Consider the following 25653-nt stretch of genomic DNA (forward strand, 5'->3'; position numbering starts at 1 on the left):
GTCGTCAGCCTTCGTAGGGGACGATTTCCAGGGCGTCCATGGCGTAGGAGGAATCCCCCACTTCGGTCTCGGTCTCCTCAATGCGCAGCACGCCCTTGACCCAGAAGGGGTCGTACAGCGCTTGGACCTGGAAGCCTTCCTCGTAGGTGACGTGGATGATCTGGTTGGGCGGGGGTGGCGGCACGTGGATGCAGGCCCCGTAGTAGGGCACCAGGAAGAATTCGTAGATGCGCTGATCGTTGTCGACCTTGAGCGGCACCACGAAGCCGGGAATGCGGACCCTGCGATGATCGTATTCCGGCACCGTGCGACCGGTCATGATCTCGTCCGGCAGAGTCACGGGGCCGTTGCCCTGGTGCTCGATTTCGGGCAGATTTTCCAGCAGTGCAAGATCCTCGGCGGGCATCAGGTCCAGCCAGTCCACCTCCGGCCAGGACTCCTCCGCCGACACCGGCTGACCAACGGCCAGCAGGAGCGCCACCACCAGGGAACAAAACGCGCGCAACATGGGTAGAATCCTCAAGCATCGATTGAAGCCGATCATACACGGCCCCCATCCAACCACAAGGGATGTAACATCATGACCGCCCGCCCCCGGCCACCGCTGATCGAGGCACTGGACCTGAGTTACCGCTGGCCCGGCACCGAGCGCGCGCTGACCTTTCCCGACCTGCTGCTGGCACCGGGCGAGCACCTGTTCCTGCGCGGCCCCAGTGGCAGCGGCAAGAGCACCCTGCTGGCGTTGCTGGCCGGTCTGAGCCTCCCGGACGACGGCGTCCTCCGATTGGGCGACCGCGCTCTCCCCGAACTGAGCCGCCGCGCCCGGGACCGGCTGCGGGCGGATCGCATGGGCGTGATTTTCCAGCAGTTCAACCTGGTGCCTTATCTGAGCGTGGTGGATAACGTCACCCTGCCCTGCCGGTTGTCGAAAACCCGCGCCGGTCGCGCCCGGCCCGATCCGCAGCGGGAAGCGCGGCGACTGCTGACGGCGCTCGACGTGGACGAGGCGCTCTGGTCACGCCCGGTGACCCGCCTCAGCGTGGGGCAGCAGCAGCGGGTCGCCTGCGCCCGGGCCCTGATCGGACAGCCCGACCTGGTGCTGGCCGACGAGCCCACGTCGGCGCTGGATGCCGACAATCGCGACCGCTTCATCGAACTACTGATGCAACAGTGCCGGGCCAGCGAGACCGCGCTGGTGTTTGTCAGCCACGATCGCGCCCTGGCGAGCCTGTTCGACCGGAGCCTGGATCTGGCCCGCACCCCGGAGGCCGCCGCATGAGCCCCGTGCATTTCCTGTCCCTGGCGCTGTCCAGCCTCTGGCACCGGCGCGGCCTGCTCGGGCTGGTGGTGCTGACGCTGACCCTGAGCGTGACGCTGATGCTCGGCGTCCAGTACCTGCGCACCGAGGTGAAAGACACCTTCAGCCGCACCATCAGCGGCACCGACCTGATCATCGGCGCCCGCGCCGGCCAGCTGAACCTGTTGCTGTACACCGTGTTCCACATGGGCGATGCCACCAACAACATCCGCTGGAGCACCTTCGAGACGCTCGCCGACGACGAGCGCATCGACTGGCTGGTGCCCATTTCCCTCGGCGACAGCTACGAAGGCTACCGCGTGGTAGGGACCAGCGAGGCGTTCCCGAAGCATTTCCGCTATGGCCGGGACCAGCGGTTGGCCCTGCACCAGGGCGCCTGGTTCAGCGACCTGTTCGACGTGGTGCTGGGCGCCACCGTCGCCCGGGAAACGGGCCACGGGCTCGGCGACCGCATCACCCTGGCCCACGGTACCGGCAGCGTCAGCTTCATGAAGCACGACACCATGCCGTTCGCGGTGTCCGGCGTCCTCGCCCCGACCGGCACCCCGGTCGACCGCGCGGTCTACATCAGCCTGGCGGGCATGGAGGCCATCCACGTGGGCTGGCAGGCGGGCATCCCGATTCCCGGGCGCACCCCCAGCGCGGATGCCGTGCGCGAGCGGGACCTGACGCCGGACGCCATCACCGCCGCCTACGCCGGCATCGGGCGCAAGGTGCTGACCTTCCAGGTCCAGCGCGCCATCAACGAGTCTGACCTGGAGCCGCTCAGCGCTATCCTCCCCGGCGTCGCCCTGAGCGAGCTCTGGCGCCTGATGGGCCAGTTCGAGAAGGCCCTGGTGCTGCTCAGCGGCTTTGTCGTGGTCATCAGTCTGGTGGGCCTGATCGCCGTGTTGCTGGCGATCCAGCGCCAGCGCCAGCGGGAGATCGCCATCCTGCGGGCGGTGGGTGCGTCGCCATTACTGATTGCCGGCCTCTACGCCCTGGAGTGCGTACTGCTTGCGCTGCTCGCCTGCGCCCTGGCGCTGCTGTTTGGTGCCGTGCTGCTCCAGGCGCTGGCGCCCTGGCTGCTGTCCCATTGGGGCATTGCCCTGAGCCTGCGCTGGCCCGACTCGCAGGAATGGCTGCTGCTCGGCGCGGTCCCGGTCCTGGCGTTGCTGGTCTCTCTGGCCCCGGCCTGGCAGGCCTACCGCGGCAGTCTCAGCGAAGGCCTGTCGGAGAGCGCCTGAGCAGGCGGTCACAAATGGCCCGCAAAGATGACGGGACGGCAAGGTCTGCAAATTGACCCCCCTTAAGGCCCCATTTATAGTTGGTGAGGTAACTCACGGATTCCCCCCAGAATCCTGATTCTTCGCCCGGGAAGTGAAACGCCATGGATCAGTCTGAATTGCAGGCTCTTGCCGACAAGGTGGACCGCCTGATTGCTCGTTGTGAGAAGTTGGAGCAGGAAAACGCTTCCATGCGTCAGATGCAGGATGACTGGAACCGCGAACGCGCCCAGCTCATGCAGAAGAACGACCTGGCCCGCAACAAGATTGAAGCGATGATCGGCCGCCTCAGGGCCCTGGAGCAACACTGATGTCGGACACCCCCACCACGGTCGAAGTCAGCATCCTCGACAAGTCCTTCCTGGTCGCCTGCCCGGACGACGCCCGGGACGAACTGAAGGAAGCCGCCCGCCACCTGGACAGCAAGATGCGCGAGATCCGCGCCAGCGGAAAGGTCTTTGGCACCGAGCGGATTGCCGTTATGGCGGCACTCAACATCACCCACGAGCTGCTGCAGCACAATCTCTCCGATAAAGCGGCCCGTATCCTGGAACAGATGGACCATCGCCTGGACGACGCTCTGGGCGAGTGAGCGGACATAGGCCCGGCATCAGGATTATCCGAAGTCGGGTTTGCATCCACACCGGGTAAAGCCCTTATAATGAGTCCACTTCCTGGGTTGTTCGCTGGTCGGATACGTCCTCGAGCCGATGCGCAATACCTAGGTGGCTACTTCAGGGCATTGTGAGCATGTCCCCCACGCAGGGGAAAGCCTAATGTGTCACAGCGGCCACCACCTTGAACTTTTGGGTTCAAGGGCCACATCCGATAACGGCATCCCGGGAAGCTTTATTTTTCTCGCCTGAATGCGCCATCGCTTCCACCACACGCGTTACGAATGGCCGACACTGTGACCCGATTTCCCACCCCCGTCCCGGCAAGCGCCAACCGCAGACAGCTCCGCCGCACCCTGCGCCAGCGCCGACGGGCCCTGTCCGACAGCCAGCAACGGGCCGCCGCCCGGGGTCTGATCGTTCAACTGATGCGCTATTTCGGCCTGTCCCGGGCCCGCCATATCGGCCTGTATCTGCCCAACGACGGTGAAGTCGATCCACGCGCGTTTATCGAACAGGCACGCCGACGCCGGCTGAGCGTTTATTTGCCGGTCCTGCACCCGGTGCTGGGCAACCAGCTCTGGTTCTATCGCCTGGACCCGCGCACGCGATTGCGGCGCAATCGTTTCGGGATTCCCGAGCCCGCCAGGCGCAACGCGCCCCGCCGCGCGCCTTGGGCATTGGACGCGGTGCTGATGCCGCTGGTGGGCTTTGATGATTGTGGCGGCCGGCTGGGTATGGGGGGCGGCTTCTACGACCGGACCTTTGCCTTCAAACGGCAGGCGTACGCGCGACCGCCGGCGCTGATTGGCCTGGCACACGACGAACAGGAAGTGGAAAGCCTGCCGGTGCAGACATGGGACGTGCCCATGTCCAGGGTGATCACCCCGACGCGGCAGATTATCTGTCAACAGCAGGCTTCGGGAACCGGAAACGTAGCCGGAAAAACGGGAGTTCAACGCCACCCCCGACTGCGCTTTGGGCGCTACCCATGGGCCGACAGACGTCAGGGTCGACGGCGTCTCGGCCGGATACCGCGTTAAACGTGCTCCGGGGTCGGCAAGGACGGGATAAGCAGAAGCAGGATAGGGAAACGTCGAATCGAGGCGCCGCCACGCTCACCGCACGTGCGCCTCGCCACTCGTTCGCCTTTATTCGTCGGCTGAAGACAGCAATGACGGGTTGACGACGTCCGCCGCCCGCGACTTGGGCTCAGACGCGTGCAGCGTTGTCAGCCCCGTGACCGCAAGGCCAATGACGAAAATAAAAACGAGCGCCCGGATCATGTCAGGCTTTCGTTCCATGGTATTGCATCCCCCAATATCAGCGGCTTTGGTACCGCTTTCGTATTCTGTTTTGGTCGTTCCTGATCAGCGCTGCTGCCCCAACCGGTCGCCGCTCGGATGATGACAGATGGGCCATTTGGACCCATTGTAAATCCTCACGACAATCAGTTGGTTATTTTTTATTCGAAGAATTGTTGTAAATAGTATCAGCTAACTTCCCGAATACAATTTATTACAGATTACAGAATGTTTAATTGCTGACCGGTGAGGTCCGCGCCCACTCCAGCCCATAAAAACGGCCGGAATCCTCGGATCCCGGCCGTCTGGTATACCCGCTTGCCAATCCGGCCTCAGTGGTTCCCGTTCCCCAGGAACAGCCGGTAAGCCTCGTTGTCGGTCACGTTCTCGTAACGGAAGCCCACCTTGTCCAGCATCTGGGTAAAGGCCCCGATCTCGTGGTCCTCCACCTGGGCACCCATCAGCACCCGGCTGTAGGCCGCACCGTGATTGCGGTAATGGAACATGGAGATGTTCCAGCGGGTGCCCAGGGACATCAGGAACTTGAGCAAAGCCCCGGGTCGTTCCGGGAACTCGAACTGGAACACTTTCTCGTTGTTGATGTGCGGCGCGTGGCCGCCCACCATGTGGCGGATATGCTGCTTGGCGATGTCGCTGTCGGTCAGATCGATGACGCCGTAACCGCCGTCCCGCAGGTCCTCGACAAGCTCCTCGCGACCCAGGCCACCGGACTGGATCTGGATGCCGACGAAGATGCGGGCCTCGTCGCCGTCCGAGTAGCGGTAGTTGAACTCGGTGATGCTGCGCTTGTGCAGGGCGTTGATGAACGACTTGAAGCTGCCCGGGCGCTCGGGAATGGTCACCGCGAGGATCGCTTCGCGCTGCTCGCCGATTTCCGTGCGCTCGGAGATGTAACGCAGCCGGTCGAAGTTCATGTTGGCGCCACTGAGAACCCCCGCCAGGTTCTGCCCTACGACTTCCTCGCGCTGGACGTATTTCTTGATGCCCGCCACCGCCAGGGCCCCGGCCGGCTCGCAGATGGAGCGGGTGTCGTCGAACACATCCTTGATGGCGGCGCAGATTTCGTCGGTGGAGACGGTCACCACCTCGTCCACGCACTCCTTGCAGATGTCCCAGGTGTTCTTGCCGATCTGCTTGACCGCCACGCCGTCGGCAAAGATGCCGACCTCATCCAGAACCACCCGCTCGCCAGCGGCCAGCGCCGCCTGCAGGCAGTTGGAATCTTCCGGCTCCACGCCGATGACCCGGGTCTCCGGACGCAGGTACTTGATGTAGGCCGCCATACCGGCCATCAGGCCACCACCGCCCACCGGAATGAACACGGCGTGCAGGGGTTTTGTGAACTGCCACAACAGCTCCATGGCCACCGTACCCTGGCCGGCGATCACATCGGGATGGTCGTAGGGCGGGATGTAGGTCAGCCCCTGCTTGTCCATCAGTTCCTGGGCGTGGGCGGCGGCCTCGTCGAACGCGTCACCCTTGAGCACCACCTTGGCACCCCGGTCGCGCACGGATTTGACCTTGATCTCCGGCGTGGTCTGGGGCATGACGATCACCGCCTTGATGCCCAGCTCCTGCGCCGCCAGTGCCACGCCCTGGGCATGGTTGCCGGCGGAGGCGCAGATCACGCCCTTCTCCCGCTCTTCCTCGCTGAGATGGGCAATTGCGTTGTAGGCGCCACGGCACTTGAACGAGAACACCGGCTGCAGGTCTTCGCGCTTCAGAATAATGTGATTGTTGAACCGCTTGGACAGGTTACGGGCATGAGTCAGCGGCGATTCAATCGCCACATCGTAGACTCGGGCATCGAGTATTTTCTTGATGTAGCGCTGTGGCATGGTGGCAATTCCCTTCTCTGGGTCGATGAAACAACGGTCCCTGACAGACCTTTCGGGTGGGTGAAAACCCTCAAGTCTACGGAGTTTGGCGGTTTGGCGTCCAGCGTTAATGCCCGGCCGACACGACGCGGGTCAGCTGGCCCTGTATGGCCTGCCGTCACACCGTTATACTGGAGGCCATTTCATCGTCAGCGCCCATGGCGACATCGAAGACAAATCCGACACCGAAACGAGAGCATCGAGAGCACTATGACCCAGGACGAACTCAAGAAGGCGGTTGCCCAGGCGGCCATCGACACCATTCGCCCGAAGCTGGATCCGGACAGCGTGATCGGCGTCGGCACCGGCAGCACCGCCAACTTCTTCATCGACCTGCTGGCCGAGCTGAAAACCGAATTCGACGGCGCGGTCGCCAGCTCCGAAGCCACCGCCGAGCGCCTGAAGAGCCACGGCATCCCGGTCTACGATCTCAACGCGGTGTCCGGCCTGGAGTTCTACATCGACGGCGCCGACGAAACCAACCCGCACCTGGAGCTGATCAAGGGCGGCGGCGCGGCCCTGACCCGCGAGAAGATCGTGGCGGCGGTCGCCAAGACCTTCATCTGCATCGCCGACGACTCCAAGAAAGTGGACATCCTGGGCGAGTTTCCGCTGCCGGTGGAAGTGATTCCCATGGCCCGCAGCCATGTCGGCCGCGAGATCGTCAAACTGGGCGGCGACCCGGTCTACCGCGAGGGCGTGACCACCGACAACGGCAACATCATCATCGACGTGCACAACCTCAGCATCGCCAACCCGATCGAACTGGAAACCAAGCTCAACCAGATCGTCGGCACCGTGACCAACGGTCTGTTCGCGCACCGGCCGGCGGATATCCTGCTGCTGGGGACCAAGAATGGGGTGGAGACGGTGAAGCGGTAAGGCGACCGCCGTCCGGGTAAGAGTCGACCCGGGCGCCGTTGGCGCCTCAGAAGCCAAAGCTTCTGCTACATGCTCGAGTTACGGCAAAATGTAGCCGACGCTTTGGCTTCGGAGCAGCCCACGGGCTGCCCCACCCCCCACAAAAAAGCCCGGCCGAAGCCGGGCTTTTTCACGTCGGGTCAGCGAACCACTCAGGGCTCGATTTCCATCAGGACTTCGGACGGGGTCACCCGGTCGCCCTTCTTGATGAACACGCCAACCACCTTGCCGGAGATCGGGGCTTTCACCTCGGTTTCCATCTTCATGGCTTCGATGATCAGCACCGGCTTGCCGGCCTCGACGCTGTCGCCCTCGCCCACCAGGACGTCGACGATGTTGCCCGGCATACTCGTGGTCACGTGGCCTTCCTTGGAGGCCTTGCCGCGACCGGAGCCACCGCCGCCTTCACGCTCGAAGCCGCCCAGGGATTCCAGACGGATTTCTTCGGGAATGCCGTCGACGGTCATGAAGAAGCGCCGCTCGTCATCGCCGGACGGGCTGACACCGGTGACATTGACGTCGAACGTCTCGCCGTGAACCGTGATCTTGAACTCGGTGGACACCGAGCCGGCGCTGGCGGCTGAAGGCTTCGGCTCCAGCGGTTCCGGCTTGAGGGTGCCGTCCTTACGCTGCTGCAGGAACTCGCGCGCCTGGTCCGGGAACATAGCGTAGGTGAGAATGTCCTCTTCCGACTCCGCCAGGTCGCCAATGTCGTCCTTCAGCGTGTGGAACTCGTTCTTGAGCTGGTTGGCCGGACGTTCTTCGATCAGCTCTTCGTTACCCACGGCGCGCTTCTGCAGATCGGCGTTGATCTCGCCCGGGGCGGCACCGTACCAGCCCTGCAGGTACTTCTTCACCTCGTTGGTGATGTTGTCGTAGCGCTTGCCGGACAACACGTTGATCACCGCCTGGGTGCCCACGATCTGGGACGTCGGCGTAACCAGCGGCGGGTAGCCCAGGTCCTTGCGCACGCGCGGGATCTCGGCGAACACGTCGCGGATCTTGTCCAGCGCGCCCTGCTCCTTGAGCTGGTTGGCCAGGTTGGACATCATGCCGCCCGGCACCTGGGACAGCAGCACCGCGGTATCCACCCCGTTGTACTCGCTCTCGAACTGATGGTACTTCTTGCGCACTTCGCGGAAGTGGCCGGTCAGCTCGTCCAGGGTTTCCAGGTCCAGATCCACCTCATAACCCGCTTCCTTCAGGGAGGCGACCAGCGACTCGGTGGGCGGGTGGCTGGTACCGCCGGCAAACGCGGACAGCGCGGTATCGATGTGGTCCACACCGGCTTCGATCGCTGCCCACTGACACATGGAGGCCATGCCCGACGTGTAGTGGGAGTGCAGGAACACCGGCAGGCTCAGCTCTTTCTTCAGGGCGCTGACCAGGTCGGCGGTGGCGGACGGGGTTAATAGACCGGCCATGTCCTTGATGGCGATGCTGTCCACGCCCATGTCGGCCATCTGTTTGGCCTGCTTGAGGAACTTCTCCGTGCCATGCACCGGGCTGACGGTGTAGCAGATGGTGCCCTGGGCATGCTTGCCGGCTTTCTTGACCGCCTTGATGCTGGTTTCCAGGTTACGCACGTCGTTGAGCGCGTCGAAGATGCGGAACACGTCGATGCCGTTGTCCGCCGCCTTCTGGCAGAAGGCCTCGACCACGTCGTCGGCGTAGTGGCGGTAGCCCAGCAGGTTCTGGCCGCGCAGCAGCATCTGCAGGCGGGTGTTGGGCAGGGCCTTGCGCAGCTGGCGCAGGCGTTCCCAGGGATCTTCCTTGAGGAAGCGCACACAGCTGTCGAACGTGGCGCCGCCCCAGCATTCCAGGGACCAGTAACCGGCCTTGTCCAGCTTGTCGCAGGCCGGCAGCATGTCCTCGGTGCGCATGCGGGTGGCAATCAGGGACTGGTGGGCGTCCCGCAGGATGACGTCAGTGATTTCGATTTTACGCTTGGTCATTAGTTCAGACTCCCATCAGATTCCGGCCTGGGCGGCAATCGCGGCGGCCACGGCGGCGGCCAGCGATTCCGGTCGCTTCTTGATGCTGTAGTTGATCAGCTCCGGGTGGGCTTCCACGAACCCGGTGTTGAACGAAGCTGCCCTGAACTCGGGGTGGTTCAGGATTTCCAGGTAGTAGGGAATGGTGGTCTTGATCCCGTAGATGCCCATGTCTTTCAGGGCGCGCTGGGAACGGTCCAGCAGCTCTTCCCAGTCCATGGCGCTGACGATCAGCTTGGCGCACATGGAGTCGTAGTAGGGCGGGATCTCGTAGCCGGTGTAGATAGCCGCATCGGTCCGCACACCGGGGCCGCCCGGTGAATAGTAGCGAGTGATCTGGCCAAAACTCGGCAGGAAGTTGTTCTTGGGATCCTCGGCGTTGATCCGGAACTGGGCGGCGTAGCCGCGATAGCTGATGTCTTCCTGCTTGAAACGCAGTTTTTCACCGGCGGCAATGCGGATCTGCTCCTTGACGATGTCCACCCCGGTGATCTGTTCGCTGATGGTGTGTTCCACCTGCACCCGGGTGTTCATTTCCATGAAGTAGAAATCGCCGTTATCGGCCAGCAGGAACTCCACCGTACCGGCGTTTTCATAGCCGGTTTGCTTGGACACACGCACGGCCAGGTCACCGATGTATTCTCGCTGTTCGTCGTTCAACTGCGGCGACGGGGCCAGTTCGATCAGCTTCTGGTTGCGGCGCTGGATGGAGCAGTCACGCTCGTACAGGTGGATGGCGTTGCCGAAGCTGTCGGCCAGGACCTGTACCTCGATGTGACGCGGATTGACGATGCACTTCTCCAGGAACACGTCGGCGCTGCCGAAGGCCTTGGTGGCTTCGGAGATTACCCGGTCGTAGTTCTGGCGCAGGCTCGCCTCGTCGTCGCAGCGGCGGATGCCGCGGCCGCCACCGCCGGAGGTGGCCTTGAGCATCACCGGATAGCCCAGGTCCGCAGCCTGTCTGACCGCGTCCTCGACGTCCGTGAGGTTGTCTTCCGAGCCCGGTGTGACCGGCACGCCCGCCTTGATGGCGGTCTGGCGCGCATGGGTCTTGTCACCCATGGACGCAATCACGTCGGCGGCCGGCCCGATGAAGCGGATGCCCCGCTCCTTGCAGACTTCCGCCAGCGTGGCGTTCTCGGACAGGAAACCGTAGCCGGGATGCAGGGCATCACAGCCGGTCTCCACCGCGAGGTTCACGATGTGATGGGGATTGAGGTAACCCGTCAGGGGATCGGCACTGATGCAGTGCGCTTCGTCCGCCTTTTTGACGTGTAAGGAATAGCGGTCGGCTTCCGAATAGATTGCCACGGCCTTTACGCCGAGTTCCTGGCAGGCGCGGGCAATCCGGACCGCAATCTCACCGCGGTTGGCGATGAGGACTTTCTTTATAGTCATCTGTGGTGCTCCCTGTCATTCGTCAGGAAGTGGGATGAAAGGCCACCTTGGCCATCCCGCCCCGAAGAGCCACCCCAAGGGCGGGTGTACGTACTTTAACGCACGAATATTGTACACACGCTAAAGCGGCGGAACACTCTAGCCGCCGCTCGACGGCCCTACCAGACCAGACTTGACCCACATCAGGTTTCTTACCAAGCGCTTGCTTGGTTCTGATTGATCAGCGACACTGCATCTGTTTCCGAAATCAATGCCGATCCCGACCCTACTTGGACAACAAAAAACGGACGGATACGCCATGGACACCGACTATTTCAACGACACCCACAGACAGGTCCGCGACAGCGCCCGCCGGTTCGTGGCCACCCACATCCTTCCACACATCGACGAGTGGGAAGAGCAAGGCGAGTTCCCGCGGGAGGTGTTCCGCCTGGCAGGCGATGCGGGCCTGCTCGGGGCCGGTTACCCGGAAGCCCTGGGCGGTCACAGCGAGGGGGATGTCTTTCTCAAGGTCGTGATCAGCGAAGAGCTGATGCGCTCCACCTCCGGCGGCCTCGCTGCCAGTCTGGGATCGCTGGACATCGCCCTGCCGCCGCTGGTGCGCTGGGGGCGACCGGAACTGCGTGACGCCATCGTGCCGCCGGTGTTGCGCGGCGAGAAAATCATGGCCCTGGCGATTACCGAACCGGGCGGCGGCTCCGATGTGGCCAACCTGAGCACGCGCGCCGTGCGCGACGGCGACCACTACGTCGTCAACGGCAGCAAGACCTTTATCACCAGCGGCCATCGGGCGGATCACTACACGGTGGCGGTACGCACCGGCGAGGCCGGCCACGGCGGCATCAGCCTGCTGCTGGTCGACCGGGACACCCCTGGCTTCAGTCGCGGCCGCCACCTGCAGAAAATGGGCTGGTGGGCCAGCGACACGGCGGAGCTGTTCTTCGAGGACTGCCGGGTCCCCGCCGACCGGCTGATCGGCGACGAGAACGCCGGCTTCCCGGCCATCATGTCGAACTTCCTCAGCGAACGCCTGATGCTGGCGGTGATGGGCTACATGGGCGCGCAGCTGGCGCTGGAGGCAAGCCAGGAATACGTCCGCCAGCGCGAGGCCTTCGGCCGGCCCCTGAGCGGCTTCCAGGTCACCCGCCACAAACTGGTGGAGATGGCCACACAGGTCGACATCGCCCGCGAATACACCTACCGCTGCGCCGCCCTGATGCAGGCGGGCAAGAACCCCATCCGGCAGGTGGCCATGGCCAAGAACTTCGCGGCCGAGGTGTGCGAGTCGGTGACCCGCGAGGCGATCCAGTTGCACGGCGGCATGGGCTACATGCGCGAAACGGGGGTCGAGCGTCTGTACCGCGACGGCCGGTTGCTGGCCATCGGCGGCGGCACGACGGAGATCATGAAGGAACTGATCGGCAAGCAGATGGGACTCTGAGCGGCCACCCGGGCCGCTCGGGGGATTTACTGGGGATCGTTGGCCGACAGGTCGTCGTCCGCCGGTGCGTCGTTCTCCGCCTCACCGCCGTCGACGGCGTTAGCGGCCCGAATCATCGCCAGCCCACTCTGCAGCAGAAACTGACGCAGACGCGGGTCCGCCTGGCCGGCGACCCCCACGGCAAAGGCCGCCACGACCGACTCCCAGGGGTTCTCGGCGATCAGGCGACGCAATCGCGCCACCATCGAGCCGCCGCTTGCCCGGCCGGTTTCGCCGGCCGCGGCGCGCAGGGGGCCTCGAATCATGCGGTAGAAGAACAACGCCAGCAGCGCGAAGCAGACACCGCCGGTCATACCCCAGGCACCCGCCTCGCCCACCCAGGGAGACAGCCCCAGAATGGCGGCGTGCCACACCATCACCAGACCGCCAATCAACAGGGCGCCCAGCAGCATGAGCCCCAACAGGGCTCCCAATACCGCGGCAACCGCCTTGCGCAGCAGCGCCTGAACTTCCGGACCGGCCAGCAAACCTAGCGATCCATCAACTTGCCGACCAGCAGACCTACCAGGAACACGATCAGCACGCTGAGGAACGGCCGTTCCTCAATCTTGTGTTCGACGTCATGAATGGCCTTGTCGCCGGCCTCCTTCGCGCGGTTGAACACCTCGTCACCTCGCTCGCGGGCATGGCGCAGGGCTTCCCGGCTTTCCCGACGGATCTCGTCGCGCAGACCGCTGATGTTGCTTTTCTGATTCTCGGAAAAAGCTTTGGTGAGCTTGGCCAGGTCTTCGCGCAGGAGCTGGATGTCCTCCTTGACCCGACGGTAATCGTCCTGGGGGGATTGAGCTTCCATGAAGGAATCTCCTTGTCGGAATGTGTCCTGTACCGGCCGTCACGCGACCGGTCCGTTGATCTGACACGCCACCCGGGCGACTCACAGCCGCCGGGAGAAGACAGATCATTTCAATGTAGCACAGTGCCCCACGCCAACATGACGATACGGCAAGGTGGCAGGGCCCAACTATATTTCACCCGTCGGGACCGACAGGTATAATCCGTGACCATTCACTGGAGCCATTCCATTCACGACTGAAAGAAGGACGCCTCATGAACTTCGACAACATCCCGCCCGGGAAGAATCCGCCGGAAGACATCAACGTGCTGATCGAGATCCCGGCCAACGCGTCGTCCCCGATCAAATACGAAGTCGACAAGGACATGGGAGCGGTCGTGGTTGACCGTTTCATGGCCACACCGATGTTCTACCCGGCCAACTACGGCTTTATCCCCAACACCCTGGCCGACGACGGCGATCCGCTGGACGTGTTGGTGATCACGCCGTACCCGGTCATGCCGGGCTGCATCATTCGCTGTCGTCCGGTGGGCGTCCTGAACATGGAAGACGAAGCCGGCGGCGACGCCAAGCTGGTCGCCGTTCCGCACGACAAGGTGACCAAGCAGTACGCCGATGTGCAGGACGTCGAGGACATCCCGCAGCTGCTGAAAGACCAGATCCAGCACTTCTTCGAGAACTACAAGGACCTCGAAGCCGGCAAGTGGGTCAAGGTCCAGGGTTGGGACAATGCCGCCGCGGCCCGTGCCGCCGTGGACGCATCGGTTGCCGCCTACAAGAAGTAAGCGGTCGCTGACACCGGCCGCCGAGGCCGGGCATAAAAAAGGCAGCGCACCCGATGGGTCGCTGCCTTTTTTGTAGGTCCGCAAACGGTTTCGCGCCAACAAACGGGAACGCGGTCGCCGTCAGCCCTGGCTCAGCAGTTCACGCAGGTCGATGATCGCCGAGTTGGCGCGCGCCAGGTAGGACGCCATGGTCAGAGAGTGGTTGGCGAGGATGCCGAAGCCACTGCCGTTCAGGACCACCGGGCTCCACATGTCCTTCTGCGATCCTTCCAGTTCGACGATGATCTGGCGCACACTGACCAGTGCGTTCTTGTCCCGCAGCACGTCGCGGAAGTCCACTTCGATGGCGCGGAAGATGTGCAGCAAGGCCCAGGCGGTACCGCGCGACTCGTAAAAGACATCATCAATCTCAGTCCAGGGCGTCGACACCGACGGCACCTCATCGGACGTAGCCGCCTCCGGCAGTTCTTCCATGTTTTCGTTGACGCTCTGCTTGCCGACGCTCTCGCTCAGGCGGCGGGACAGGCTGCCCAGACGGGTCTCCAGATCCGCCAGCCAGTTGTTGAGGTTATCGGCACGGGCGTAGAACTGCGCCTTGGGCCCGCTGGGGTCGGACAGGCGATTGAGGTAACGCTTGAGGGCCGCGATACCACGACGGTACTCCGACTCGGTGGACGGAATCGCCCAGCTGTTGTTGTCGAAGTGCAGTTGCGGTTCGGCCACGGTCAGATCCGGGTCCTCCGCAGACTGACTCTGGGAACGGCTGATATCCTTGCGCAGCGCCCGCGACATGTCACGCAGCTGCACCAGCACACCGTATTCCCAGTGCGGCATGTTATCCATCCACAGGCCCGGGGGCGCAACGTCGTTGGTGATGTAACCGCCCGGCTTGTCGAGCAGGGTCTCGGTCATGTGGATCAGGGTGGAGGTGGTGGTAAAACCGGTCACCAGTTCCCGATTCATGGCCTCTGCCCGCTGACGCGCCTCGTCGCGTACCGAGTAGGGATCCGGCTCACTGCTCCAGTACATGCCCAGGACAATGGCCACCAGCAGATAGAGCACCACCAGGATCAGCAGGAACTTGGCCACCTTGCCGCCGCCCAGATAGTCCTGAAGATCCTCGGTCCGCTCCCTGAAAAAACGTCTGGTGCCGCTCAGCATAGTTGTCCACCCCGTTTCATTCGTGTCTTTCCTCCTTAATACCGCACCCCGGGTGCGCTCGGGGCACGACCTTCGACAGCCGGCGCCCCTGATAAACGTTGTATTGGATGGCATCGCCAGGGCCATCGACAAAGGTGCCCTTACCTTGCCGGATTGTCATGCCCTCCGCAATTGGCGCTGGCTAACGGCGACCTCGAGCAGAGCTATGCGCAACGCGTCACAGCGTCGCTGGCGGCAGGTTCTCGTCCGGACGGGCCAAATGATAGCCGCTGCCGCCGTCCACACCGATCTGGGTCACCAGTTGCCACTCCGATGCCGTCTCCACGCCGGCCACGAACACTTCCACGCCGCGACTGTGGGCGATCGGCACGATGGATTCGAGGTAGAAACGGTTGTCGGCGTGGCTGTCGATGTTGTGGATAAAGCTCGGATCAATCCGCATGGCCTGGAACGGCAGGTTCCGCAGGTAACTGAACGGGATACCGCCGACCCCGAAGTGATCCACCAGCACTTTCACATCGTGTCGCCGCAGCAGTTTGACGCAGGCCCCCACGTCCGCCCGGTGATGATGTACGGCGTCTTCCGGCAGATAGATCCACAAACGCGACAGCAGCGCCTGCCCCTCCGCCTGCAACAGGTCGCCCAGGCGCTCGCGGAAGCTGCGTTCGGCGATGGACGACGTCCCCAGGGTCACCCCAAAGGCCAGCAGCGGGTGCTGCTTGAGCAGGGCCAGCACCCGGCGCAGAACCAGGTCGTCGAGCTGGGCCATCAGACGGAAGCGTTCGGCCATGGGCAGGAAGACCCCGGCAGCGACCCACTGACCGTCCACCTGCAGGCGGGACAGGACGTGGTAATGATGCACCCGGTCGTTTCCGGTGTACTGGATCGACTGGAACAGCAGCTTGACCTGCTCCGCGTCCAGGGCCGCTTCCAGCTGCAGCCGCCACTGGTCAATGCCCAACTGCACCGACTGGGCGGTATCGAACACCTTGCGATTGGTCTCGTGGGACATCTGCGCCTGGCGCAGGGCCTCATCGCTGGCGGACAGCAGATCCCGCGCGCTGGCGACATTGACGTCGGCCACCGCCAGCCCGGCGTGCACCGCCACTTCCCGGCCCTCGCTGCGGTCGGCGTAGATGCCGTCCAGGGTTTCCAGCAGCTCATCGACCCAGAACTCCGCATCCACCAGCGCCGCCCCCGGCAGGAACAGGGCAAACTCGGCCCCGGCCCGGCGCCCGGCAAAGCTGCCCGGATGCTGGCGCAGAAACGCCAGCAGGGCTTCGGCCATTTCCTTGAGCAGCGCGTCGGCCGCCTTGCGCCCGTGGAAGCGGTTCACCTTGTCGAAGGCCGCCAACTGGACCAATACCAGCACGCCAAGACGGCGGGATTCGTGGCTTTCCACCACCACCCGCAAGCGCTGTTCGAAGGCCGAGCGGCTGGCCAGCCCGGTAAGGCGATCCTCGTTGCTCATTCGGCGCAGGTGCTGGATCAGCTTGCCCTGCCCCTCGAACAGGGCGCCCAGGTCGTTGGTCATCTGATTCATGGCGGAGGTCACCCGCGCCAGTTCCCGGGTGTTGGCCTCCGGCGCCCGGTAGCGGAAATCGCGGTTGCGAATAGCCTGGGCCTGTTCTTCCAGCCCCGCCAGCGGACGCAGCGCGCGACGCAAGAGATAGAAGAGCGCCACTAGCGAAACACCACCGATGACCAGAGCCCCCAGCGCCAGCCGCCGCGTCATACGCCACAGATCGCCGTACCCCAGCCCCGGGTGGCTCACCACTTCGACGTAGCCCAGCCGCTGCCAGCCCCGCACCACCTCGGCGCGTTTGAGGAAGCGTTCCTCGGGCAGATCGGTCAGGCTGATGAACCAGTCCGGCGCCCCCGGCACCCGCAGACGGTCGCGGCGGGAAATCTCAAAACCCGACGCCGTGTTGACGTAACGGATGGACAGGTAGCGGCCGCTGTCGAAGGTGGCATCGATCAGGGACGACGAGGCCACTTCGTCACGCCCGTCGATGGCGTTGGACAGAGACAGGCCCACCGCCACCGCGCCGTCGTGGGCGTGGCCTTCGAGCTGGTCGGCGATATAGCCGCGAAAACCGGCCGTACCGGCGACCAGGCTGGCCACCATCAACAGCAGGATCAGCCCGCTGGTAAACAGCAACAGCAGCAGTTGCAGAGAAATGATTCCACGGCGTGTTCTACGCATTCCCTAGCCAGCCCCCTGGCGTGGATCATCCGGAATTGACCCCCGGCGTACCGGGCTATCACAAACATTTACACAGCGTCACCTACGCCGACAACATAAAACACTATAGACTCTTCCGGGAGCCTTTGATGGCTCTACAATCACAACGATGTCATTGCGATAGGAACGCATCGCAACATTGGGAACCAGATTGTCCAGGAAGACGCCGCGGGCTTGTGCCCACTTCCGGACCTTGAGCCCACTTCCGGAAAAGTGACAGGCCAGAGATTCAATGACAGACGATAATCAAAAGGAAAAGCTCAAACAGCACTTCGCCCGCCGCGTTACCACTCAGGCAAGAGTCGTCCTCGACACCTGGCAGAAAGTCCGGGAATCGGACGACGTCGCCGCGACCTTCCACCGGGACCTGTCCGCCGCTACCGACAAGCTGGTTCGCTACGCCCAGCGTTTCGACATGGACAAGCACGCCAATGCCGGCGAAACCCTGCTCGGCATCCTGCAGCGCTGGGCGCCCGACAGCCCGCTTTCCGATGAGGTCCGCGAGGCATTGCAGGGCGCCATGGACGAGCTCAGCCAGTGCACCCAGCGCCGCTCCGACCAGGGTTTGACCGAGGCGCCTCGCACCTATCTGCGCACGCCGATCTACGTCGCCCTGTGCGAAACGGAAATGGCCCAGCGACTGATCAAGCAACTGGAATTCTTCGGTTTCCGCGCCGAGGCGTTCGAGGACGCCGACAGCCTGATGGACGCCTGCAGCCGCCACAAGCCGGAAACCATCCTGATGGACGTCAATTTCGGCGACGCGCCCCTGGCCGGCATCGCCACCGTGGAGAACCTGCAGGAGCGTCACGACACCCCGATCCCGGTCATCTTCATGAGCGAGGCGGACGGCAGTATCGAGACCCGGCTGCGGGCCTCCCGCTGCGGCGGCGAGGAATTCTTTCACCCGTCGGTGGATCCGGGGCAGTTGATCGAGAAGATCGAAACCTATACCCACGGCAACACGGTCGAGCCTTACCGGGTGCTGGTCCTGGACGACTCCCGGGCCCAGGCCAAGTTCATGGAGAACGTGCTGACCCGCGCCGGCATGACGGCCCACATCATTACCGACCCGCTGCAGATCATCCACGCGCTGGAAGAGTTCTCCCCCGAGATCATCGTGCTGGACATGTACATGCCCGGCTGCACCGGCATGGAGATCGCGCGGGTCATCCGCCAGCAGGACCGCCTCCACAGCGTGCCCATCATCTACCTGTCGGCCGAGGACGATGTCTCCAAGCAGCTCCACGCCATGAGCCTGGGCGGCGACGACTTCCTCACCAAGCCGATCGATCCCAAGCATCTGATCGCCACCATCCACAACCGTGGACGGCGGGCCCGTTCGCTGCTGGCGCTGATGATCCGCGACAGCCTGACCGGCCTGTTCAACCATACCCACACCCTGCACCTGCTGGACCAGGAGATCGTCCGCGCCAAACAGAAGGACCAGCCGCTGTGCTTCGCCATGCTGGACATCGACTACTTTAAGAAGATCAACGACAGCTACGGCCACCCCATTGGTGACCGGGTGCTGCGCAGCCTGTCGATGTTCCTCAAGCAACGCCTGCGCAAGACCGATCACATCGGCCGCTACGGTGGCGAGGAGTTCGCCCTGATCCTGCCGGACACGCGGGAAAGCGACGCCAAGAACGTGATCAACGAAATCCGTGAGCGTTTCGCCGAGCTGCGCCAGCCCGCCGGCAGCCAGGAATTCAACGTCACCTTCAGTTGCGGCGTTGCCACCTGGCAGGGGGAAAGCGCCCAGGCCCTGTGCGAACGCGCCGACCAGGCGCTCTACGAGGCCAAGCGCCTGGGTCGCAACAGCGTGGTTTCAGCCACCGACTAGTCTCTCTCCAGGGCCACCGCACAGCCGGTGGCCCGAACGCCTTCCATCCGGCGCGCATCCCTTACAACGACCCACTATGAAACCAACGTCTTATGGACGATGCCGCCAGCCTTGACAACAATGTCGTCAGACTCGCCCGGAGCGTCCCGGCGAATTGTCAAAAATTGTTGATGTCATTGGCTATACTGGTCATGATCACGGCAAGTTGCTGCTATATGCGGCGATCCTGTCCGAAAACAAGCCAAATGCAAGGTTTCTTTCCATGGCCACGATTCTCGTGCTGCACGGCCCAAACCTGAACATGCTGGGTGTCCGCGAACCGGACGTCTACGGCCACGAAACGCTTAATGACATCAACGAGCGCCTGCACCGCCAGGCCAGTGCGGCCGGCCACCACCTGCTGCACCTGCAATCCAATGCCGAGTACGAATTGATCGACCGGATCCATGAGGCCCGCCAGGAAGGGGTGGACTACATTCTGATCAATCCCGCGGCCTTCACGCACACCAGCGTGGCGCTGCGCGATGCTCTGCTGGCCTCGGATATCCCATTCATCGAGGTGCACCTGTCCAACGTGCACGCGCGGGAACCCTTCCGTCATCACTCCTACTTCTCGGACGTGGCGACGGGTGTGATTTGCGGCCTCGGCAGCCAGGGCTATGACCTGGCGCTCCAGGCCGCCCTGGCACGACTGAACGGTTAATTTCGACGAACGCTGTCATTTCATTTCGACGAGAACAGATTATGGACATTCGCAAAGTAAAGAAGCTGATCGAACTGATCGAGGAATCCGACGTTGAAGAGCTGGAGATCCAGGAAGGCGACGACGCCGTCCGGATCACCCGCCGCCGTGCGCACGCCGAAGCCGCACCGATGATGCCGGCCACCTATTCCGCGGCACCGGCTCCCGCCCCGGCGCCACAGGCCGCCGCCGAAGCGCCGTCGGCGGCTCCGGCCGACGACACCCCGTCCGGGCACCGCGTGCGCTCGCCGATGGTCGGCACCTTCTACCGCTCGCCGTCCCCGACCGCGAAGGCCTTCGTCGAAGTGGGACAGACCGTCTCCGCCGGCGACGTGATCTGCATCGTCGAAGCCATGAAAATGATGAACCAGATCGAAGCCGACAAGAGCGGCAAGATTGTCGACATCCTCGTTGAGAATGGGCAGCCGGTTGAGTTTGACCAGCCCCTTTTCATTATCGCCTGATCAAAGACGACTGACCCATGGCCATGATTGAAAAAGTCCTGATTGCCAACCGGGGCGAGATTGCGCTTCGCATCCTGCGCGCCTGCAAGGAACTCGGCATCCGTACCGTTGCCGTGCACTCCCAGGTCGACCGGGATCTGATGCACGTCCGCCTGGCGGACGAATCCGTCTGCATTGGCCCGAACAGCGCTAGCGAAAGCTACCTGAACATTCCCGCCATCATCAGCGCCGCCGAAGTCACCGACTCGGTCGGCATCCACCCCGGCTACGGCTTTTTGGCGGAGAACGCCGACTTCGCCGAGCAGGTGGAAAAGAGCGGGTTCCACTTCATCGGTCCCCGGGCGGAAACCATCCGCCTGATGGGCAACAAGGTCTCCGCCATCAACGCGATGGTCAAGGCCGGCGTGCCCACGGTGCCGGGCTCCGACGGCCCCATCACCGAGGACGACGAGCACACCCTGAAAACCGCACGCCGCATCGGCTACCCGGTGATCATCAAGGCCGCTTCCGGCGGCGGTGGTCGCGGTATGCAGGTGGTGCACTCCGAGGCGTCGCTGCTCAAGAGCATCCAGATCACCCAGTCCGAGGCCCGCAACGCGTTCGGCGACCCGACCTGTTATCTGGAAAAATACCTGGAGCGCCCGCGCCACGTGGAAGTCCAGGTACTGGCGGACACCCACGGTAACTGCATCCATCTGGGTGACCGTGACTGCTCCATGCAGCGCCGCCACCAGAAGGTGATCGAGGAAGCCCCGGCCCCCAACATCGATCCCGAAGCCCGGGAGAAGACCCTGGAGGCCTGCGTCCAGGCCTGTAAGGAGATCGGTTACGTCGGCGCGGGCACCTTCGAGTTCCTGTACCAGGACGGCCAGTTCTACTTCATCGAGATGAACACCCGTGTCCAGGTCGAGCACCCGGTGTCGGAGATGGTCACCGGCGTGGACATCGTCAAGGAGCAGCTGCGGGTGGCCAGCGGCCTGCCGCTCAGCTACACCCAGGACGACATCAAGGTGACCGGCCACGCCATGGAATGCCGCATCAACGCCGAGGACCCGAACACCTTCGTTCCCAGCCCCGGCCAGGTGAAGCACTTCCACGCCCCCGGCGGCAACGGCGTGCGGGTCGACTCGCACATGTATAACGGCTATTCGGTCCCGCCCTACTACGATTCCCTGGTGGGCAAGCTGATCTCCTTCGGCGACGATCGCGAAGTAGCCCGGCTGCGCATGCGCAACGCCCTGGACGAACTCGTGGTGGAAGGCATCAAGACCAACCAGCCGCTGCATCGGCGCCTGATCCTTGATGGCGGTTTCAAGAACGTGGAATTCACCATCCACTACCTTGAAAAGCTGATCAAGGAATAACGACCGGGCAAGTAAGAGTTGTGCTCCGTCAGCGGGATGTATACGGTTGCAGCGCCCCGGCGCTTTGCTGCAAGGCAACGGGGCGCGGACAGACCCACTGACATCGATCATCTCATTTGACGGAGCCCTAGTATGCGCTGGATCCAGGTGCGTGTCCCTTCCGACCCGGAACACGCCGATCTGTTGGAGGACATCCTCATGGAGGCGGGGGCTGACGCCGTCACCATGGAGGACGCTGCCGACCAGCCTCTCTACGAGCCGGACCCGGGCAGCACGCCCCTGTGGGGCAGCACTCGGGTCACCGGCCTGTTCAACGCCGACATCGGCATCGACGCCATCCGCTCGCTCATTGCCAACGCCTACCACCAGCAGACCCAGCAGGAGCTGGGCGAGATCGAAGTCTTGCTGCTGGAGGACAAGGACTGGGAGCGCGCCTGGATGGACGATTTCCAGCCCCTGCGCTTCGGCAAGCGCCTGTGGATCGTACCCAGCTGGCACGACGTCCCCGATGTGGAAGCCGCCAACCTGATGCTCGACCCGGGCCTGGCGTTCGGCACCGGCACCCATCCCACCACCGCCCTGTGTCTGGAATGGCTGGACGGACAGGCCATGGAAGGCACCCAGGTGACCGACTACGGCTGCGGCTCCGGCATTCTCGGCCTGGCCGCGCTGCTGCTGGGCGCCAAGCACGTCATCGGCGTCGACACCGACCCGCAGGCCCTGGAAGCCAGCCGCGACAATGCCCGGCGCAACAGTGTCGAGGACAGCAAACTCGACCTGTACCTGCCCGGTCAGGACCCGGACACCCAGGCCGACGTCCTGCTGGCCAACATCCTGGCGCAGCCGCTGATCGGCCTGGCCGGGCGTCTTGCCCAGCTGGTACGGAACGGCGGCGACATCGTGCTCTCCGGCATCCTGTCGGACCAGGCGCGGGAGGTCATGGAAGCCTACGAGCCCTGGTTCGTGATGGACGAGCCGGTCGAACGGGAAGACTGGGTACGCCTCACAGGACGGCGTCGCGACAGGTGACGCCGAAAGGCTGACCGACTACACTGTGGCCCTCATGGTTTCTGCGGGGTTAACCCCGCAGTGAGGCGCCGACAGGACCGGGGCCTGGATCGGTCTCGGGCCGCCCTGGACAGGGATGCCGAGCCGCTACCTGCGACAGGAACAGAGGATGAGCCAGAGCAGTACGCTGACACGTTGCCCCCATTGCGATACCCGGTTCCGGGTTACTGAAGAACAGCTCGGCATTGCCCGCGGCAAAGTCCGCTGCGGTAACTGCATGGAAGTGTTCAACGCCCTCGAACACAGCGAATCCGGCCTTGAGGGCGGCACCCCCTCGTCACCTCCCAAACAGGACACGTCCACGTCGACCGCCTCCGGCAGCCGCTTCCAGGAGGAAGAGGAGCTGATTTTCGAGGACGACCCGGAAGAGGACGCCGCCGAGGGTAATTACGCCGGCACCAAGACCGCCTTCGACGAAGACGAGCTCAGCGACAGCTTCCTGAACTTCGACGAAACCCGCGATCATGGTTTTGACGACGATGAGGACGCACTCAAGTCGGACGTCGACGAAAGCTGGGCGGAAGCCATCCTCAACGAGAACGAATCCTTCCGTGCACCGGGCAAAACCCAGCCCCAACCCGAGCCAGACCCCGAAGCCGAGCTGAAATCAGGCCTGACGGACCTGCCGGGCGCCAGCGAGGAAGAGCCTTTCTCCCGCCGTACCCGTTTCGATACACCAGCCCCGGACCAGCCTGCCGCCGGCCCGGGCGACGCCATCGCTTTCGAACCGTCGGCGCCTGACTTCAAACGGCCGGCACCCGCCGAGCCCGAACAACCGACACCGCCGCCGGCCGCCAAGCCACATCCCGACACCGACGACGCGGCGGAAGACGAACCGCTTGCCGCGACCCGTCGCCTGGGAGAAAACACCTCCCCCTATGGCGACCTGCGCTCCGAACCCATCGCCATCGCCCAGGACGGCGGTTCCTGGAAACGCAAGACCGTATGGACGCTGGTTGTCCTGCTGCTGGTGGGCGGCCTGGTGTCCCAGATCACCTACTTCCAGCTGGATCGCCTGTCGAGCATCCCCGAGCTGCGTCCCTATTACGAAACCGGGTGCGAGCTGCTGGGCTGCGAACTGCCGCCGCTGGTCGCCATCGATCGCATCCAGAGCCAGAAGCTGGTGGTGCGCACCGACCCCTCTCAGCGCGACACGCTGGTGGTGGACGCCGTACTGGTTAATCAGGCCGGTTTCGAACAGCCCTTCCCCAACATCGGCCTGACCTTCTCCAACCTCAACGGTGACGTGGTCGCCCAGAGCCTGTTCGAGCCCGACGAGTACCTCTCGGGCGAGGCCGAGCAGATGAACATGATGCCCAGCCGCACCCCCATCCGGATTTCCATCCAGATCCGCGATCCGGGCCGTGACGCCGTCAACTACAACCTGACCTTCATCGCCCCCGCAAAGTAACGTCACCGTTTTACAACGGACGCTTGCAAGCCACCGCTTGCGTCGCGCACCGGCCTGGGGCACACGTCCCGGGCCGGTCAGCGAACGCACCTCATCGCTGAAAAGTCAACCAGATAGCACGAAAAATAATCACTTTTTTGGGGGAATTACCCCTTCAATCACGGCAGGGTCGGGGGTATCATTGTCGCCCCTTGAGAGCTGGTTGACTTTTAACCAGATCAAAGAGGTGCGAGCAGATGTTACCTGAAGCGAAGATCGGTCCCTACACACTCCCCAACTCGCTGATCGTTGCGCCAATGGCGGGTGTGACCGACCGGCCCTTCCGCTTGCTATGCCGCCGGCTGGGAGCCGGCCTGGCCGTGTCCGAGATGGTGATTGCCGACAGTCGGCTGTGGCATACCCGCAAGTCCCGGCTGCGCCTGGACCATGCCGGCGAGCCGGAACCACGCTCCGTGCAGATTGCCGGCGGTGACGCCGAGATGCTGGCCAATGCCGCCCGTCTCAACGTCGAAAACGGCGCCCAGATCATCGACATCAACATGGGCTGCCCCGCCAAGAAAGTCTGCAACAAGGCAGCCGGATCGGCCCTGATGAAAGACGAGGCGCTGGTCCGCGACATCCTGGAGGCCGTAGTGGCGGCGGTCGACGTCCCGGTCACCCTGAAGATGCGCACCGGCTGGGACCGGGATCACCGCAACGCTCCGGTGATTGCTCGCATGGCACAGGACGCGGGCATTCAGGCCCTGGCCATTCACGGTCGCACCCGGGCCGACGCCTACAAGGGCGAGGCGGAGTACGACACGATCGCGGCGGTCAAGGCGGACGTCGACATCCCGGTCTTTGCCAACGGCGACATCGATTCCCCGGAAAAGGCACGCGACGTGCTTCAACACACCGGGGCCGATGGCCTGCTGATCGGACGCGCGGCCCAGGGCAGCCCCTGGATATTCCGGGAAATCGGGCACTTCCTGAGCACCGGCCAGCACATGGCGCCGCCGGCCATGGAAGAAGTGGAAGCCCTGCTCCGGGAGCACCTGATCGCACTGCACGGGTTCTATGGCGACCCGATGGGCGTAAGGATTGCCCGCAAACACGTGGGCTGGTACCTCCAGTCTCACGACGAGGACAAGCAGTTCCGCCGGCACTTCAATCAGCTTGAAGACGCCCAGGCGCAACTCGACAGTATCGAACAGTACTTTTCAGGCTTACGAAATGGAGAGGTATTCGCAGCATGACCGCTGAGACTTTGGCCAATGAACAGACCGCGGCCCCCAAGGGCGAGGGCAACCAGACCCTGCAAACCCTGGGACAGAACGGCAGCACCGTCACCCTGCGTGACAGCGTCGAGGTAGCCCTCAAGAACTACTTCGAACAACTCGACGGCGCTCCCGTCACCGACGTGTACCAGCTGGTGCTGAGCGAGGTGGAGGCGCCGCTGCTGGAGCAGGTCATGCGTTACACCCGTAACAACCAGACCAAGGCTTCGACCATGCTGGGGCTCAATCGCGGCACCCTGCGCAAGAAGCTCAAGCAGTACGGTCTGCTATAATCGCTTAACCCG

Annotated in this window: 25 protein-coding genes and 1 other RNA gene; 17 read left to right on the forward strand and 9 right to left on the reverse strand. The window is 63.5% G+C overall.

The features are described 5' to 3' along the window. Positions 1 to 4 precede the first annotated feature (4 nt). Entirely contained in the window at positions 5 to 508 is a 504-nt protein-coding gene (locus GQB00_RS10390; protein WP_165856169.1) for a DUF3299 domain-containing protein, read from the reverse strand. Positions 509 to 580: 72 nt separating this feature from the next. Here GQB00_RS10390 and GQB00_RS10395 point away from each other — a divergent pair, with 72 nt between their 5' ends. From GQB00_RS10395 to GQB00_RS10420, 6 genes are all read left to right on the forward strand, one after another. Next, complete coding sequence (locus GQB00_RS10395; RefSeq protein ID WP_111493986.1) at positions 581 to 1279, forward strand: ATP-binding cassette domain-containing protein; 699 nt, start codon at positions 581 to 583, stop codon at positions 1277 to 1279. Further along, positions 1276 to 2544, forward strand: coding sequence for an ABC transporter permease (locus GQB00_RS10400; protein WP_165856170.1), 1269 nt, complete (start codon positions 1276 to 1278; stop codon positions 2542 to 2544). The genes GQB00_RS10395 and GQB00_RS10400 overlap by 4 nt, the downstream gene beginning before the upstream one ends. A 143-nt stretch (positions 2545 to 2687) precedes the next feature. After that, a complete protein-coding gene (locus tag GQB00_RS10405; RefSeq protein ID WP_165856171.1) occupies positions 2688 to 2894 on the forward strand; it encodes a TIGR02449 family protein in 207 nt (68 codons plus the stop codon). Further along, entirely contained in the window at positions 2894 to 3175 is a 282-nt protein-coding gene (locus GQB00_RS10410; RefSeq protein WP_111493980.1) for a cell division protein ZapA, read from the forward strand. Before GQB00_RS10405 ends, GQB00_RS10410 begins: the two co-directional genes overlap by 1 nt. Positions 3176 to 3251: 76 nt before the next feature. Next, positions 3252 to 3433, forward strand: a non-coding RNA gene (gene ssrS / locus GQB00_RS10415) — 6S RNA. Positions 3434 to 3481: 48 nt separating this feature from the next. Beyond that, positions 3482 to 4240 (forward strand): 5-formyltetrahydrofolate cyclo-ligase, encoded by a 759-nt coding sequence (locus GQB00_RS10420; protein WP_165856172.1) that lies wholly within the window; start codon positions 3482 to 3484, stop codon positions 4238 to 4240. Positions 4241 to 4348: 108 nt separating this feature from the next. On the opposite strand, the gene GQB00_RS10425 is transcribed toward GQB00_RS10420, so the two are convergent. Together GQB00_RS10425 and ilvA are read right to left on the reverse strand one after the other, a co-directional pair. After that, a complete protein-coding gene (locus GQB00_RS10425; RefSeq protein ID WP_165856173.1) occupies positions 4349 to 4501 on the reverse strand; it encodes a hypothetical protein in 153 nt (50 codons plus the stop codon). Between the two features lie 332 nt (positions 4502 to 4833). Next, positions 4834 to 6360, reverse strand: coding sequence for a threonine ammonia-lyase, biosynthetic (gene ilvA, locus GQB00_RS10430; RefSeq protein ID WP_111493976.1), 1527 nt, complete (start codon positions 6358 to 6360; stop codon positions 4834 to 4836). Positions 6361 to 6609: 249 nt separating this feature from the next. Between ilvA and rpiA the strand changes: the two genes are divergently transcribed. Further along, positions 6610 to 7281, forward strand: coding sequence for a ribose-5-phosphate isomerase RpiA (gene rpiA / locus GQB00_RS10435; RefSeq protein WP_111493974.1), 672 nt, complete (start codon positions 6610 to 6612; stop codon positions 7279 to 7281). Between the two features lie 191 nt (positions 7282 to 7472). Here the strand turns inward: rpiA and oadA are convergent, their stop codons facing one another. Together oadA and GQB00_RS10445 are read right to left on the reverse strand one after the other, a co-directional pair. Beyond that, positions 7473 to 9275, reverse strand: a complete 1803-nt coding sequence (gene oadA / locus GQB00_RS10440; RefSeq protein WP_111493972.1) for a sodium-extruding oxaloacetate decarboxylase subunit alpha — start codon at positions 9273 to 9275, stop codon at positions 7473 to 7475. Positions 9276 to 9290: 15 nt separating this feature from the next. Beyond that, complete coding sequence (locus GQB00_RS10445; protein WP_165856174.1) at positions 9291 to 10712, reverse strand: acetyl-CoA carboxylase biotin carboxylase subunit; 1422 nt, start codon at positions 10710 to 10712, stop codon at positions 9291 to 9293. A 298-nt stretch (positions 10713 to 11010) separates the two neighbouring features. On the opposite strand from GQB00_RS10445, the gene GQB00_RS10450 reads away from it, so the two are divergent. Further along, positions 11011 to 12153: an acyl-CoA dehydrogenase family protein gene (locus GQB00_RS10450; RefSeq protein ID WP_165856175.1), complete on the forward strand. Its 1143-nt coding sequence runs from the start codon at positions 11011 to 11013 to the stop codon at positions 12151 to 12153. Positions 12154 to 12179: 26 nt separating this feature from the next. Here the strand turns inward: GQB00_RS10450 and GQB00_RS10455 are convergent, their stop codons facing one another. Together GQB00_RS10455 and GQB00_RS10460 are read right to left on the reverse strand one after the other, a co-directional pair. Beyond that, positions 12180 to 12680, reverse strand: coding sequence for a hypothetical protein (locus GQB00_RS10455; RefSeq protein ID WP_165856176.1), 501 nt, complete (start codon positions 12678 to 12680; stop codon positions 12180 to 12182). A 2-nt stretch (positions 12681 to 12682) separates the two neighbouring features. Further along, positions 12683 to 13006, reverse strand: coding sequence for a DUF883 family protein (locus GQB00_RS10460; RefSeq protein WP_111493964.1), 324 nt, complete (start codon positions 13004 to 13006; stop codon positions 12683 to 12685). 254 nt (positions 13007 to 13260) lie between these two features. On the opposite strand from GQB00_RS10460, the gene ppa reads away from it, so the two are divergent. Continuing rightward, on the forward strand, positions 13261 to 13791 hold the full coding sequence (gene ppa, locus GQB00_RS10465; protein ID WP_111493962.1) for an inorganic diphosphatase: 531 nt from the start codon (positions 13261 to 13263) through the stop codon (positions 13789 to 13791). A 120-nt stretch (positions 13792 to 13911) separates the two neighbouring features. On the opposite strand, the gene GQB00_RS10470 is transcribed toward ppa, so the two are convergent. Then, a complete protein-coding gene (locus tag GQB00_RS10470) occupies positions 13912 to 14952 on the reverse strand; it encodes a DUF2333 family protein (protein ID WP_111493960.1) in 1041 nt (346 codons plus the stop codon). 217 nt (positions 14953 to 15169) lie between these two features. Continuing rightward, positions 15170 to 17158: an EAL domain-containing protein gene (locus GQB00_RS10475; protein WP_165856177.1), complete on the reverse strand. Its 1989-nt coding sequence runs from the start codon at positions 17156 to 17158 to the stop codon at positions 15170 to 15172. A 271-nt stretch (positions 17159 to 17429) separates the two neighbouring features. Here GQB00_RS10475 and GQB00_RS10480 point away from each other — a divergent pair, with 271 nt between their 5' ends. The 8 genes from GQB00_RS10480 (at position 17430) to fis (ending at position 25641) form a co-directional block, all read left to right on the forward strand. Continuing rightward, on the forward strand, positions 17430 to 19043 hold the full coding sequence (locus tag GQB00_RS10480) for a diguanylate cyclase (RefSeq protein WP_165856178.1): 1614 nt from the start codon (positions 17430 to 17432) through the stop codon (positions 19041 to 19043). Positions 19044 to 19305: 262 nt separating this feature from the next. Further along, complete coding sequence (gene aroQ / locus GQB00_RS10485) at positions 19306 to 19746, forward strand: type II 3-dehydroquinate dehydratase (protein WP_111493954.1); 441 nt, start codon at positions 19306 to 19308, stop codon at positions 19744 to 19746. 41 nt (positions 19747 to 19787) lie between these two features. Further along, positions 19788 to 20249 carry an acetyl-CoA carboxylase biotin carboxyl carrier protein gene (gene accB, locus GQB00_RS10490; RefSeq protein ID WP_165856179.1) on the forward strand — a complete coding sequence of 154 codons (462 nt, stop codon included), beginning with the start codon at positions 19788 to 19790 and terminating at the stop codon, positions 20247 to 20249. A gap of 17 nt (positions 20250 to 20266) precedes the next feature. Next, positions 20267 to 21613, forward strand: a complete 1347-nt coding sequence (gene accC, locus GQB00_RS10495) for an acetyl-CoA carboxylase biotin carboxylase subunit (protein ID WP_111493950.1) — start codon at positions 20267 to 20269, stop codon at positions 21611 to 21613. Between the two features lie 132 nt (positions 21614 to 21745). Beyond that, on the forward strand, positions 21746 to 22642 hold the full coding sequence (gene prmA, locus GQB00_RS10500; RefSeq protein ID WP_165856180.1) for a 50S ribosomal protein L11 methyltransferase: 897 nt from the start codon (positions 21746 to 21748) through the stop codon (positions 22640 to 22642). Positions 22643 to 22790: 148 nt separating this feature from the next. Next, a complete protein-coding gene (locus GQB00_RS10505; RefSeq protein ID WP_165856181.1) occupies positions 22791 to 24092 on the forward strand; it encodes a DUF3426 domain-containing protein in 1302 nt (433 codons plus the stop codon). A 236-nt stretch (positions 24093 to 24328) separates the two neighbouring features. Beyond that, entirely contained in the window at positions 24329 to 25327 is a 999-nt protein-coding gene (dusB, locus tag GQB00_RS10510) for a tRNA dihydrouridine synthase DusB (RefSeq protein WP_111493943.1), read from the forward strand. Continuing rightward, a complete protein-coding gene (gene fis, locus GQB00_RS10515) occupies positions 25324 to 25641 on the forward strand; it encodes a DNA-binding transcriptional regulator Fis (RefSeq protein ID WP_111493941.1) in 318 nt (105 codons plus the stop codon). Before dusB ends, fis begins: the two co-directional genes overlap by 4 nt. The last annotated feature ends 12 nt before the right edge of the window (positions 25642 to 25653 follow it).

Source organism: Marinobacter sp. JSM 1782161 (genome assembly GCF_011421605.1).
Lineage (GTDB): Bacteria > Pseudomonadota > Gammaproteobacteria > Pseudomonadales > Oleiphilaceae > Marinobacter_A > Marinobacter_A bohaiensis.

Bases quoted from the DNA above. Each gene is read 5' to 3' on its own strand.
- accB (WP_165856179.1), top strand. From the start codon at position 19,788: ATGGACATTCGCAAAGTAAAGAAGCTGATCGAACTGATCGAGGAATCC.
- oadA (WP_111493972.1), bottom strand. From the start codon at position 9,275: ATGACCAAGCGTAAAATCGAAATCACTGACGTCATCCTGCGGGACGCC.
- dusB (WP_111493943.1), top strand. From the start codon at position 24,329: ATGTTACCTGAAGCGAAGATCGGTCCCTACACACTCCCCAACTCGCTG.
- GQB00_RS10420 (WP_165856172.1), top strand. From the start codon at position 3,482: ATGGCCGACACTGTGACCCGATTTCCCACCCCCGTCCCGGCAAGCGCC.
- GQB00_RS10450 (WP_165856175.1), top strand. From the start codon at position 11,011: ATGGACACCGACTATTTCAACGACACCCACAGACAGGTCCGCGACAGC.
- GQB00_RS10425 (WP_165856173.1), bottom strand. From the start codon at position 4,501: ATGGAACGAAAGCCTGACATGATCCGGGCGCTCGTTTTTATTTTCGTC.
- GQB00_RS10405 (WP_165856171.1), top strand. From the start codon at position 2,688: ATGGATCAGTCTGAATTGCAGGCTCTTGCCGACAAGGTGGACCGCCTG.
- ppa (WP_111493962.1), top strand. From the start codon at position 13,261: ATGAACTTCGACAACATCCCGCCCGGGAAGAATCCGCCGGAAGACATC.
- GQB00_RS10410 (WP_111493980.1), top strand. From the start codon at position 2,894: ATGTCGGACACCCCCACCACGGTCGAAGTCAGCATCCTCGACAAGTCC.
- GQB00_RS10395 (WP_111493986.1), top strand. From the start codon at position 581: ATGACCGCCCGCCCCCGGCCACCGCTGATCGAGGCACTGGACCTGAGT.
- GQB00_RS10475 (WP_165856177.1), bottom strand. From the start codon at position 17,158: ATGCGTAGAACACGCCGTGGAATCATTTCTCTGCAACTGCTGCTGTTG.
- aroQ (WP_111493954.1), top strand. From the start codon at position 19,306: ATGGCCACGATTCTCGTGCTGCACGGCCCAAACCTGAACATGCTGGGT.
- ilvA (WP_111493976.1), bottom strand. From the start codon at position 6,360: ATGCCACAGCGCTACATCAAGAAAATACTCGATGCCCGAGTCTACGAT.
- GQB00_RS10480 (WP_165856178.1), top strand. From the start codon at position 17,430: ATGACAGACGATAATCAAAAGGAAAAGCTCAAACAGCACTTCGCCCGC.
- GQB00_RS10460 (WP_111493964.1), bottom strand. From the start codon at position 13,006: ATGGAAGCTCAATCCCCCCAGGACGATTACCGTCGGGTCAAGGAGGAC.
- fis (WP_111493941.1), top strand. From the start codon at position 25,324: ATGACCGCTGAGACTTTGGCCAATGAACAGACCGCGGCCCCCAAGGGC.
- rpiA (WP_111493974.1), top strand. From the start codon at position 6,610: ATGACCCAGGACGAACTCAAGAAGGCGGTTGCCCAGGCGGCCATCGAC.
- GQB00_RS10400 (WP_165856170.1), top strand. From the start codon at position 1,276: ATGAGCCCCGTGCATTTCCTGTCCCTGGCGCTGTCCAGCCTCTGGCAC.
- GQB00_RS10505 (WP_165856181.1), top strand. From the start codon at position 22,791: ATGAGCCAGAGCAGTACGCTGACACGTTGCCCCCATTGCGATACCCGG.
- GQB00_RS10445 (WP_165856174.1), bottom strand. From the start codon at position 10,712: ATGACTATAAAGAAAGTCCTCATCGCCAACCGCGGTGAGATTGCGGTC.
- GQB00_RS10390 (WP_165856169.1), bottom strand. From the start codon at position 508: ATGTTGCGCGCGTTTTGTTCCCTGGTGGTGGCGCTCCTGCTGGCCGTT.
- accC (WP_111493950.1), top strand. From the start codon at position 20,267: ATGGCCATGATTGAAAAAGTCCTGATTGCCAACCGGGGCGAGATTGCG.
- GQB00_RS10470 (WP_111493960.1), bottom strand. From the start codon at position 14,952: ATGCTGAGCGGCACCAGACGTTTTTTCAGGGAGCGGACCGAGGATCTT.
- prmA (WP_165856180.1), top strand. From the start codon at position 21,746: ATGCGCTGGATCCAGGTGCGTGTCCCTTCCGACCCGGAACACGCCGAT.